This is a genomic window from Paenibacillus sp. J22R98 (genome assembly GCF_059383835.1).
Map to the genome: position 1 here is coordinate 130,492 of NZ_JBXENW010000012.1, position 11,716 is coordinate 142,207.

An 11,716-nucleotide genomic window follows, 5' to 3' on the forward strand; every position below is an offset into this window, starting at 1 on the left:
GGGTTTTTGTAATTTCAAGCATGTTATCCTTCGCCCAGTACGGCTCCGAATTGATTCTTAAACATGTTGGCATAGACGCCCTGCTTCTCCAGCAGCTCTTCATGGGAACCCCTCTCCATGATCGCCCCGCGGTCGATGACCATGATGGTGTCGGCGTCGCGAATCGTGTTCAGCCGGTGGGCGATCAAGAAGCTGGTGCGCCCATGCAGCACGCCTCGCAGCGCATCTTGGATATGCAGCTCTGTCCGGGTGTCGATGCTGCTGGTTGCCTCATCGAGGATAAGTATCGGCGGATCGGCCAGAATGACCCTTGCGATGGCTAGCAGCTGACGTTGACCTTGGCTTAGGTTGCCGCCATTCTCGGCCAGCACCGTATCATACCGCTGAGGGAGCCTGCGGATGAAGGAGGCGGCATTGGCCAGCGCGGCTGCCCGCTCCATCTCCTCGTCCGTAGCGCTTGGTTTGCCGTACTTGATATTTTCCCGAATCGTGCCGGAGAACAAATAGGTGTCCTGCAGCACAATGCCGAACGCCTGCCGAAGGCTGTCCTTCGTATAATCACGGATGTCGCGTCCGTCGATTCGGATAGAGCCGCCTGTCACATCATAAAACCGATTAAGCAGATTCACGATTGTTGTTTTGCCTGCGCCGGTAGGACCGATCAGCGCCGTGCTTGTACCCTCGGCAGAATCAAAGCTGATTCCCTTCAGGATCGGCACATCGGCGCGGTACCCGAAGGACACATTGTCGAAGACGACATGTCCGCGCGGATTGACGAACGTCTTCGCCCCCGGACGATCGGCCGGCTCCTCTTCTTCGTCGAGCACCTCGAACACCCGCTCCGCCCCCGCTACACCGGACTGCAGAACGTTGAACAGATTCGCAAGCTCGATAAGCGGCCGCACAAACTGGCGCGAGTAGCTGAGGAAGCTGGCGATGACGCCGACCGTAATATGCCCGTTAACCGCCAGAATGCCTCCGACGATGGCTACAGCCGCAAAACCGATGTTGTTGATGACGTTCATAATCGGCATAAGGAAACCCGAGCGGATCTGCGCTTTAATGCCAATCTCCCGCAGTTCTTCATTAACGACCTCGAAGTCATCAATAACCTTATCCTCGCGGTTGAACGCCTTCACGATCTGGATGCCCGAGATCGTCTCTTCAATATGGCCGTTCAGCTTGCCGAGCTTGTTCTGCTGCTGCTTAAACAAAGGCCCGGTTGCACGGGCAATCGTCCGCGTCAGCAGGAATACGGCCGGTACCGTGATCAAGCTCGCCAGCGTCAGCACGGGGCTGAGCACCAGCATCATAACGAGCGCGCCGGTAATCGCTACCGATCCCGTCATCACTTGGATAGCCGACTGCGAAATGGTATTGCTCACATTGTCGATATCATTGGACATCCGGCTCATCAGTTCCCCGTGCGTCCGCGTATCGAAGAAACGGATCGGCAGCTTGTGCAGCTTGGCGAATAGCGCGGTTCGCATCCGTCCTACGATACGCTGGGATACGCCGGCCATCAGCCACCCTTGGAGGAAAGTCAGACCTCCATCTGCGATGTAAGAAGAGACTAGCGCAATGAGCGCGATCTGCAGCAGTCCGAAGTCAACCGGGCTGCCATCGTTCTCTGCGGACATGGCATCGATCGCCACGCCGATGAGGTAAGGGCCGGCCAGCGTAATGAGCGCATCGATCAGGACGATGACGAAAATAATCGCCAGCAGCTTTCTTTCCTTGCCAAAATACGACCACAGCCGGCTTATCGTCGCCTTCAAATTCTTCGGCTTCACAACCGGCCCGCGGCCCATAAAGCCGCCTCGCCCCGGGACGTTCACGGCAGGCATAGGCGGCGGCGTACTCTGCGCCTGCTGTGCCGGAGGATTACCCTCTGGTCGATTATTCCGTTCAGACATTGGCACGCGCCTCCTTGCCGGTCTGCGACCGATAAATTTCCTGATAAGCCGCGCAGGTTAGCATCAGCTCTTCGTGTCGCCCGGAACCCACGATCTCCCCATTATCGAGCACGATAATGCGATCCGCATCCATGACAGAAGACATACGCTGAGCGATTAGGATACAGGTTAAGCCCTGCGCATATTCCCTGAGCGCTTCCTTAATGCGCGATTCCGTCGATGTATCCACGGCGCTCGTGCAATCGTCCAGAATCAGGATGGACGGCTGGCGAATGAGCGCCCTTGCAATGGAAACCCGCTGCTTCTGACCCCCTGAGAGATTAACCCCGCCTTGACCGAGCAGCGTATCGTAGCCTTCGGGACAATCCAGAATGAAGTCATGCGCCTGCGCCATCCGCGCTGCCAGCTCCACTTCCTCATGGGTTGCGTCTTCCTTGCCCCATAGCAGGTTCTCCCGAATGGAGCCGGTAAACAGCACGGCTTTCTGCGGTACGATGGCTATTTTCTCCCGAAGCGACTTCAGCTCGATGTTTCGCACATCCTGTCCGTCCACTTCCACCGTGCCTGAGGTTGCATCGTAGAACCGGGGAATGAGGTTAACGAGCGTGCTTTTGCCCGATCCCGTTGAACCGATAATGCCAATCGTCTCGCCCGGCCGGCAGTCCAGCGTAATATCGCGAAGCACGGTCTCCGACTTGGCATAAGAGAAGGATACCCCTCTGAACGAAATGCTCCCGCTGCCGGGTTGCCCGGAAACCTGCTGTGATTGCGGTTGTGGTTGCGGATTGGGCTGTCCGCCATCTCGCACTGGCATAGAATCCTTCTCTGCGAATACCTCGCCGATCCGCTCGGCCGACGCTTTCGCTCTTACGAACATGGTGAACACACTCGAAATCATCAGCAGCGAGAACAAAATTTGCGTCATATAGTTGATAAATGCAATAATATGGCCAACCTGCATATGGCCGCCGTCAACCCGCACGCCGCCGATCCAAATGACTGCGGTAATCCCCAGGTTCACGGTCAGCATGATGCTTGGACTGAAGATCGACATTAAACGCATCGCACGAGATGACGCTTCCCGATAGGTATCGTTGACCATGCCGAACTTGTCCGTCTCGTAATCGACACGGTTAAAGGCTTTGACAACCCGAACCCCGGATAAATATTCACGCGACACTCCATTCACGCGATCGAGCGCTCGCTGGACACCCGCAAACAGCGGAAAACCAATACGCATATTGATCACAATGAGCAGCGCCACGAAAGGAATGACAACAGCCAATACAACCGAAAGAGGCGGATTCAATCGAATCGCCATAATGAGACTGCCGATACAAATAAGCGGTGCTTTGACAAAGATACGCATGAGTCCGTTCGTGAAATTCTGAATTTGGGTCACATCGTTCGTCAGCCTCGTAACGAGGGATGCACGATCGAATTTATCGATGCTGTCAAACGATAACGTCTGAATTTGGCGGAACAGATCCGACCGCAGACGCGTGCCGAAATTGAGAGAGACATGGCTGGAGATAATGTTGCGCATCGTCGCCCCTGCCGCACCAATAGCCGTTATGAGCAGCATATAGCCGCCGAAACGGAAGACATAATCAAGCTGCTTGTTCGCAACCCCAACGTCAATAATGCGCGACATGAGCGTGGGCTGCATGAGATCACACAGGGCTTCAAGCATCAGGAACAGAATCGCTGCGGCAAACGGTTTTCCGAATTGGCGAAAATAAGGCTTTAGAAAGCTCAACGTTCAGGACTCCCTTACAGTTTGTCTTTCCTTATATTGTAACTACTATTGGCGTGCAAATGGAACCCGGCTAACGAAAACTGATCAAGGAGGTACCAGCCATGAAGAAAAAATTAATCATCAGCGCAGCTGTCCTCATACTCCTAATTGCGATTCTATTCGGTACGCTCAAATGGATGAACTCCCGTACCTTTCAAGTGTTCGGGGGCATAACCAATCAAGTTGAGACCAATCAGAAGGTCATCGCGCTCACCTTTGATGACGGCCCTACCGGCAATGTCGATCAGCTCTTGCCGCTTCTGGACACTTACAAAGCAAAGGCTACTTTCTTCCTCATTGGCGGGGACATTCTGCTCCTTCACCCTATGTACGATCCAAACGAGATTACCGCAATCCATGAAATGCTGCAGGCGTTAACGGAACAAGGGTATTCCTTTGTCACCGTTAGCGAGCTACTGAAGCTGCAGCAGTAAGCGATAAAAGGAGAAAGGACCGAGCAGCTGCCCGGTCCTTTTCTATCTTACACATAACGAATGGCTGTGCCGTAGGCATTCAACGTCCCCGACGCCAAACCGGGCGTGAGCAGGATGCCAATGACCGCATCACACTCTGCAACTGCACCGCCGGCGCGGCCAAGCTGCTGCAGCAAATTGACGGGCGAGCTGTTGCTTAGCCTGCCGGAGTAGACGGTGCACAGCACTTCATACGGCTGGGGCAGGGAGTGTACCGTGTATACCGGGACGACCCGCGCAGCTTCCGCAGTCGGCTCGGGCGATTTCGTATTCTTATTGCCGAACATGGATCAATCACCCCGCTATCGTTTTGCAACTATCATAGCAGATTAGCGTCTATTAGGTTAGCTTATCCACGTCATGTCAGCCTTCTTCACTTGCCATTGTCCGTCCTTTAACTCCACGACAACGCGCATGCCAATGGATCCGTCACCGGAGCGATACTTGGAACCCTCAACAATAAACTGCTTGGCAGTGAGCTCTGTCTTATCCACCTTGAGCAGCACGCCGTCCAGTGACAGCGTATTCGGATTAAACAATCCGTTGGCTTCCAATTGCTCATAGGTCGCTTCCATCACATCGACCTTGTAGGTTTTGAAATGGTCCAGAATCTGCTGCTTATCTGCCTCGTCAAGATCCTTCAAGTTGCTCATATCAACGGCGATGTACTTCATGCCGCTATTCAGACCTTCATCGACCGGCATAAAGGCGTCCAACGCCAGGCTGTACAGTTCGCCCTTATCTGCAGCGGTCACTTCAGACTTTCCCCCGCATGCACTCAATAGCAGCATAACCGCACATAAGGACACCCACATCAACTTTTTGACAAGCATACGAGCCCCACATCCATTCCAACCTTATTGCTATAGAAGACGGCATGAATAGTAAAATTGTTGCCAGGGTAAGTTAAACAATCCGTCGCGCAGGCACTTTGGTTCGATATTGAATATTCCTTGACAGGAATATTCCTAGTAGAGTATATTCAAAGCAAGAAATTTAACGCTGGAGGAATCATAATGACCGATAACCAAGCAGTAAACGCCAATGTAACAAGTATGGAGGATGGGAAGTTAGTCATTTCTCGCACCTTCGATGCACCGCGTGAGTTAGTATTTAAAGTATTCACGGAAGCTGAGCATCTGAAGCACTGGTGGGGACCGAAGGGGCTGAGTCTTGAAGTGGTGAAGCTTGATCTGCGTCCCGGAGGGATCTTCCACTACACCATGAGCACGCCCGATGGACAAACCATGTGGGGTAAATTCGTTTATCAAGAAATCGTGGCGCCGGAGAAGCTCGTCTGGATCAACTCGTTCTCAAACCCCGAGGGCGGAACAGAGCGTCCTCCATTCGCACCGCAGTTCCCGCTGGAAATCTTGAATATCGTGACGTTCACGGAGCAAGATGGAAAAACCACCCTCAAGCTTGAGGGAGGCCCTAACAATGCAAGTCCGGAGGAGCACGCATTCTACAGAGGCATGTTCGAATCCATGAACCAAGGGTTCGGCGGCACTTTCGACCAACTCGATGCTTATTTGGCTAGTTTCTAACCAACAGCTAAGGGCCGTGACAGTCACCATGGGTGGCTTTCACGGTCTTTTTGTTTGAACGGGCTTTTGGGGAATAATACATGCATCAACGGATCGAAAGGTGCGTGTACAATGAAGAATAATAAGCACTACGGGGTTTTCATGCTCCTCTTCCCTTGCATTATCCTGTGGGATTTGGTCATGGATCTCCTTCAAGGCCTCCCCCCGGACCGTATGCTTCGAAATTTAATATTCCCGTTCTCCATGTTCGACTTTATCGAGAAGCTCATGCTTGCGACACTCCTCTTCTTCTATCTGCGCAGGCCGATTATTGCCCTTCTACGCAAGTTCTGGCCCGGGCACTGACAGCTCATCCCCATCAGGAGGAAGCAGCGGATTTCCCTTTGCGCCGAATTAAGCCAATCAGCATGAGTAGGGTTGGGATCGCGTATTGGAGCGGCAGATGAAGGTAATAAGGCACGATCTTGAGTCCCTCCTGCAGGTGCTCCGTCAAGCTTCCCGCGACCGTAAGCGATGTGAACATGACGATGAGACCGATCGGCATGATTAACGTCTTGTGATTCGGGATTCGGAACAAATCGCCGGCCGCCAAGATCGCGGCATACATGAAGGTGCCTATTTTGACGAAGCTGGTAATGACAAACAGGAAAAGCACAATGGCATCCATGCGCTGAGCGATTTCAGACAGCTTTAACCGGCTCAAGGCCGTAAACAGCGGGAATGTCGCCCGCGAAGCGATTTCGGTGCCGAGCACGGAAGTATTCACATAGGTGGCAATGATGAGCAGAACCGTGCTGAACACCATGGCGCCGACGCCGATTTTGACAGCCTTATATTTCTTGTTCAAATAAGGAAGAAACATCGTCATTACGATCATTTCGCCGAATGGAAACGTGATGTTCGTGGGAAACAGCGCTTTCCAGACCGGTTTCCATCCTTCGCCAAGCACGGGGAGCAGCCGATTGCCCTCCGACATTTCCGAGAAAATCACCAAGAAGATGATGAACAGAAACATCATGCAGCAGAGTATGAAGAAAACAAACGTTGTTCTCGCAAACACCTCCACACCCAGACGAATCGTATAACCAACTGTGATCAGCATAAACATCGCCAGGGCGAACAACGGCGTGACATCATAGGCTGCAGCGGATAGCAAATCGATAAAGTCTCTGACGTCGCGGCCCGAGATATATATAAAGTACAGCAGATAAGCAAAGCCCAGCACCCATCCCGGAACAGGCCCGATAATTCGGCGCATGTACCCCGTTAGAGGGAGATCCGGGTACAGGTTATACAGCGTACCGAATACTCCGGCAAATAGGGCAACGCCGCATAGACAGCCGAGTAGAATGACAATCCAGGCATCTTGCTTCGCACCCATCCCGAGCTGAATGACGACGGCTGTCCCCAGCTCGAATAACGTAATCCATGCAAACAAATGCAGAGGACCTATATGTACGGCTCGGTTATTCATGCTAGCACTCCTCTCGATTTCAAGACTTCTCCATCAGCGATTTTCCTCGCATGCCCGATCTCAGGATCTGCCCTTGGAAGGTGATTGTCACCTCCGCTTCCGAGAAGGCTTCCGCCCAATTATCTTGTACTTGTCGCCATGCCTTCGGATGACTGCGCTGCAACACTTCGCCAAAGCCAAACACATCAGAGCGGACGGCTTGTGCGCTCTGAATCGCCGCCAGCATACTCGATTTCGCAGTTTCCCCCCAGTCCTGCTCCAGCTTGTTCAGCACGGATAGCTCCGTAAGCGCAATGCCGCATTTGACTTCGGCCACATTTCCTTCAGCTTTCACGACGATATGCACGTGCGGATGACCGTCTTTCATCGAAACCTGGGTCTTGGTTTTGCTTTTTATAATTTCAAGGGCAAGGGCGTCCGCTTTCCCTGCGCATGACAAATTCATAATCGTGCTCCTCATTTGGTTGATGATGAACATGTATCCACGCGCTTTCTCATTCTCCAGCCATCCCACAAGCTTCCCTTCACGAAACATGGCAATGCCGGATACTTCAAGGTGATAGGGAAGGCGCGTCTGTCCCAGATTCTGCTTCTGTGTCACGTTCTCGTCATCGCCAATCATCCGGAGTCCGCTGATCGATGGTTCAGCCCCCGGATTGATGAGCTTACGGATGACCTCGTCGATTCCGATATTCGGCGAACTGGACCAGATTTTCGATGAGAATTCGCTGGCTCCCAGCACGGCCTGTGCTTGTAAAGGTGCAAGCGGTGTGATCGTACTAATTAATTTGCCAGAGGGACTGCCTCTTGCAATGAGCAGCATTGACGTTAACCGAACCTCATGCGAGCGTTCGAAGAAGTCGAAAATCTCTGCGATTCCTTCTTTTGCAAGCCTCTCGCCGAGCACGACCACTTGGATATGAGAGAAGAACAATTGCCTTGGCACCTGCTTGGATGCTTTGCGAATCCCCTCAAACAACGTTTTCGATCGCACGCTGTAAATGGTAAACGGCGCCCCTCCTCCTCCTCCGCCGCCATTTCCCGACTTCGATAATTCGCTCGGGACCACGACTTGGAATGTCAGCTGATATTGATCGGAATGCTCCGCTTTGTCGATCGCCATTGCAGTCACGATCGCCAGCTTGTTAAGCTCTCTGCTGTTCCAGCAGCCGGTAGCAAACAAGACAGACATCAATGAGATTGCAAGTAGAGCCAGCTTAACCAACCGTTTACCCGTCTCCATCTGATTGCCCCCTAACTCACTCGCTCTGTGGTTTTTGCCCCGGAGGCATCCGAACAACCTCCTCCGCCGTATCGTCCGGTCTGGCCCGAAGGCTCCAATGCGGGAGACGGACAAATACGTCTTGCATCTGCTTATACTTGAAGGGCACGAGCGGCGATAGGAAGGATACGCCAAACGAGCGCAACGAATTCAAGTGGGCCACCATCATGATCATGCCGAGTATGATGCCATAGAAACCAAGCAGTCCGGCCGCCAGCATGAATAAGAATCGCAGCAAACGTGCCGTAATGGCCAGATTGTAGGCCGGAATGGAGAAGTTCGCGATCGCGGTAATGGCTACTACGATTACCATGATCGGGGATACGATACCCGCTTGAACAGCCGCTTCTCCCAGCACCAGCGCGCCTACGATCGACACGGCTTGTCCAACGGCCCGGGGCATCCGAATGCCCGCCTCCCTTAGAATTTCAAAGCTGATCTCCATGATGAACGCCTCGACGAGCGCCGGAAACGGAACGCCTTCTCTGGCCCCCGTCAAATTAATCAGAAGCGTCGTTGGCAGCATCTCCTGATGAAAGGTCGTCAAAGCAATGTAAGCAGCCGGCCCAAACAACGAAATGATGAATGCCATATACCGCAATAATCGAATGAAAGTGCCGATATCGTATCGTTGGTAGTAATCTTCAGCAGCGGCGAAAAATTGGGAAAGCACCGTGGGCACCACTAAGGCGAAAGGCGTTCCGTCCACCAATATGGCAATGCGTCCCTCCAGCAGATTAGCGGCGATTACGTCAGGTCTCTCCGTGTTGAATACGGTAGGGAAAGGAGAGCTCCAATTGTCTTCGATGAACTCTTCGATATACCCGGATTCCAAAATAGCGTCCGTATTGATTTTGTCCAGCCGACTTTTTACTTCTTGCTTGATTTCGTCCTTCACGATCCCATCGATATAAAGCATGGCCACGGAGGTTTGCGTTACGCTGCCAATCTTAATGGCTTCAAAGCCAAACTTCGCGCTCCGGATCCGGCGCCGCACAAGGGCGATATTCGTTGCGAGCGACTCCGAGAAGCTGTCCTTCGGCCCCCGTATGACAACTTGGGTGCTCGCTTCCGATACGGCGCGTTTCTCGCCGCCAATCGTATTGCCGCACACACATTGGCTCCAGCCATTCACGATTAGAATCGTCTTGCCGGTCAACAATTCCAGCAGCATGGAGGTCCAGTTATCGATAACCTCGATCTGCCCGACCGTAAGCGCGTTATCGCATATGAACCGGAAAGCAGCCTCAGGAGAATCGGTACCTTCCGGTATTTGCGGCAGAAACGGCGACATGAGCGACTGCATCACAAATTCGTTCACCACTTCTTTATCTGTAATGGTATCCAAGTAGATCGCCGCCACATGGAGCGGCTGCCCTGTTCGCAACGTGAATTTACGCACGATCAGATCAGGGCTGGACGTTAGTTCAGCTCTGATTCGGCTTATATTGGCATCCAAATCCGTTTCAAGCTGTCCGGGCTGTACAGCTCGAGTCCCCTTGCTGCCGCCGCCTGCCTTGCCATGGCCGAATACTACTCTTCGTATCCTCATCTGAGTTGAATCTCCTTCAACCTACAATTTTCCTGCTTGCCATACAGGCTAGTATGCCTTGTTTCTCCTTTTTTTACCTATTGGGGCTCATAACAAAAGCCGGCAGCTCTCCTGAATGGAGAGTTACCGGCCATTGCTAGTAACGATAGCTAATTCTGCTTATTTCGCTTTCTCCAGCTTGGTCAAGGTCTCGTCATAGACGTAAACCATATACCCCAGCTTCTCATCGAAGTAGACCTCAATGGTATCCTGATTATTTTCGGTTTCAAATAGAGACAACACGACGGTCAAGACGCCATCTTGGAATGTCCCCTTATATTTGCCTTCATTATCTTCATAAATATAGGTGCCCGGTTCGTCGGGGTTCTCCGAAATTTTGGCGAAACGGTCCGGCGAATCCACCTCGGTCCACTCTCCCAGAAGCTGTTCAACGGTTCCCTTCTCGTCGGGCTTGGACAGCTTGTCGATTTCCGGGTCCGGCTCCGCCTTCTCCTCACTTCCGCTATTCCCTGTATTCGCATCCGTACTGTTGCCATCGCTGCTGACAGCCTCCGTACTATTCCCGGCATTGCCGCTGTTGTTGCTTTCCGTGCTGCTATTGGCATTACTCGTCGTATCAGTGCCGCTATCACTCGCATTGCTATCATCTGCGGAGGCTATGCTGTTATCGCTGCCGTTGTTGCTTGCTGTCCCTCCGCATGCTGTCATCATCAGCAGCATGAATATAATCGCAAGCATAAGAAGAATTCTCGCTTTCACGGTTCCAACCCCTTCCGCATTATTCCTTCACACTGCCAAGCACGATTCCCTTGATAAAGTATTTCTGCAAGAAAGGATAGACGCAAAGGATCGGCAACGTGGCGGTAAAGATTTGCGCAGCTCGAAATGTTCGGTCTGATATAGCCGTTAGCTGCTGAATTTGATCAATCGTCATTTCATTGATCTTGGTCAGATCGATTTGCACAATGGAAGTCTGCAAGTAAGCTTGCAGCGGATAATGCTCGGGGCTGCTCATATAGATAAGCCCATCGAAGAAGGAGTTCCAATGACCAACGGCTGTGAACAGGACGAGTGTGGCCAGTACCGGCTTAGACAGCGGGACTAAGACTCTCCATAATGTCGTCCAATGCCCGGCGCCATCCACCACGGCCGATTCGGTCAGCTCCTTTGGTAATGCCCGCATAAAGTTCAGCAGCAAGATAATATTCCATACCGACAGCGCCGCCGGCAGAATCAGTACCCAGAAATTATCGATTAGCCCCAGTGCCCGAACGGTCATATACATCGGAATAATCCCGCCGTTAAAGAGAAGCGTGATAAACAGAAACCAAACATATCCTGTCCGCGACGGGAAGACACGTGATTCCTTGGACAGCGGAAACGCCGTAATGATCGTGACCAGCATGCCGATGATAACGCCGGCAAGGACGCGCAGAACAGAGATGCCGAAGGAATTGAAGAACTCCGGCTTCTTGAGCACGTATTTGTAAGAGCTAAACGTGAAATCGACAGGCCACAGCGCTACCCTCCCCGCCGCTGCGGCCGAACTATCGCTGAATGAAATTGCCAGCACATTCAGCAGCGGGAACAAACAGATAAAGCTAATAAACAGCAAAAATGCCGTATTGAACACCGAAAACACTTTTTCACCGTACGTATAATTCATGGCCGTGT

11 protein-coding genes and 1 pseudogene are annotated in these 11,716 nt (G+C 52.4%); 3 read left to right on the forward strand and 9 right to left on the reverse strand.

Annotation, left to right across the window (positions count from 1 at the left end):
* Window positions 1-23: 23 nt before the first annotated feature.
* Window positions 24-1,916 carry an ABC transporter ATP-binding protein gene (locus tag AC50Y3_RS26885; RefSeq protein ID WP_494821783.1) on the reverse strand — a complete coding sequence of 631 codons (1,893 nt, stop codon included), beginning with the start codon at window positions 1,914-1,916 and terminating at the stop codon, window positions 24-26.
* A complete protein-coding gene (locus AC50Y3_RS26890) occupies window positions 1,909-3,675 on the reverse strand; it encodes an ABC transporter ATP-binding protein (RefSeq protein WP_494821784.1) in 1,767 nt (588 codons plus the stop codon). The genes AC50Y3_RS26885 and AC50Y3_RS26890 overlap by 8 nt, the downstream gene beginning before the upstream one ends.
* Window positions 3,676-3,776: 101 nt before the next feature.
* On the opposite strand from AC50Y3_RS26890, the pseudogene AC50Y3_RS26895 reads away from it, so the two are divergent.
* Window positions 3,777-4,025: pseudogene (locus tag AC50Y3_RS26895) on the forward strand (polysaccharide deacetylase family protein); the annotation flags it as partial.
* Between the two features lie 170 nt (window positions 4,026-4,195).
* On the opposite strand, the gene AC50Y3_RS26900 reads toward AC50Y3_RS26895, so the two are convergent.
* Window positions 4,196-4,474, reverse strand: coding sequence for a hypothetical protein (locus AC50Y3_RS26900; protein WP_494821785.1), 279 nt, complete (start codon window positions 4,472-4,474; stop codon window positions 4,196-4,198).
* A 57-nt stretch (window positions 4,475-4,531) separates the two neighbouring features.
* Entirely contained in the window at window positions 4,532-5,020 is a 489-nt protein-coding gene (locus tag AC50Y3_RS26905) for a peptide ABC transporter substrate-binding protein (protein ID WP_494821786.1), read from the reverse strand.
* 183 nt (window positions 5,021-5,203) lie between these two features.
* On the opposite strand from AC50Y3_RS26905, the gene AC50Y3_RS26910 reads away from it, so the two are divergent.
* Together AC50Y3_RS26910 and AC50Y3_RS26915 are read left to right on the forward strand one after the other, a co-directional pair.
* Window positions 5,204-5,734 (forward strand): SRPBCC domain-containing protein, encoded by a 531-nt coding sequence (locus tag AC50Y3_RS26910; protein ID WP_494821787.1) that lies wholly within the window; start codon window positions 5,204-5,206, stop codon window positions 5,732-5,734.
* A gap of 111 nt (window positions 5,735-5,845) precedes the next feature.
* A complete protein-coding gene (locus AC50Y3_RS26915) occupies window positions 5,846-6,079 on the forward strand; it encodes a YczF family membrane protein (RefSeq protein ID WP_494821788.1) in 234 nt (77 codons plus the stop codon).
* A 13-nt stretch (window positions 6,080-6,092) separates the two neighbouring features.
* Here AC50Y3_RS26915 and AC50Y3_RS26920 read toward each other — a convergent pair whose 3' ends face one another.
* The 5 genes from AC50Y3_RS26920 to AC50Y3_RS26940 all read right to left on the reverse strand — a co-directional run bounded on the left by AC50Y3_RS26920 (window position 6,093) and on the right by AC50Y3_RS26940 (window position 11,708).
* Window positions 6,093-7,208 carry a GerAB/ArcD/ProY family transporter gene (locus tag AC50Y3_RS26920; RefSeq protein ID WP_494821789.1) on the reverse strand — a complete coding sequence of 372 codons (1,116 nt, stop codon included), beginning with the start codon at window positions 7,206-7,208 and terminating at the stop codon, window positions 6,093-6,095.
* A gap of 19 nt (window positions 7,209-7,227) precedes the next feature.
* Window positions 7,228-8,451, reverse strand: coding sequence for a Ger(x)C family spore germination protein (locus AC50Y3_RS26925; protein ID WP_494821790.1), 1,224 nt, complete (start codon window positions 8,449-8,451; stop codon window positions 7,228-7,230).
* A gap of 16 nt (window positions 8,452-8,467) precedes the next feature.
* Window positions 8,468-10,042, reverse strand: coding sequence for a spore germination protein (locus AC50Y3_RS26930; RefSeq protein WP_494821791.1), 1,575 nt, complete (start codon window positions 10,040-10,042; stop codon window positions 8,468-8,470).
* Between the two features lie 159 nt (window positions 10,043-10,201).
* On the reverse strand, window positions 10,202-10,801 hold the full coding sequence (locus AC50Y3_RS26935) for a hypothetical protein (RefSeq protein ID WP_494821792.1): 600 nt from the start codon (window positions 10,799-10,801) through the stop codon (window positions 10,202-10,204).
* Window positions 10,802-10,820: 19 nt separating this feature from the next.
* Window positions 10,821-11,708 (reverse strand): carbohydrate ABC transporter permease, encoded by an 888-nt coding sequence (locus AC50Y3_RS26940; RefSeq protein ID WP_494821793.1) that lies wholly within the window; start codon window positions 11,706-11,708, stop codon window positions 10,821-10,823.
* Window positions 11,709-11,716: the final 8 nt, after the last annotated feature.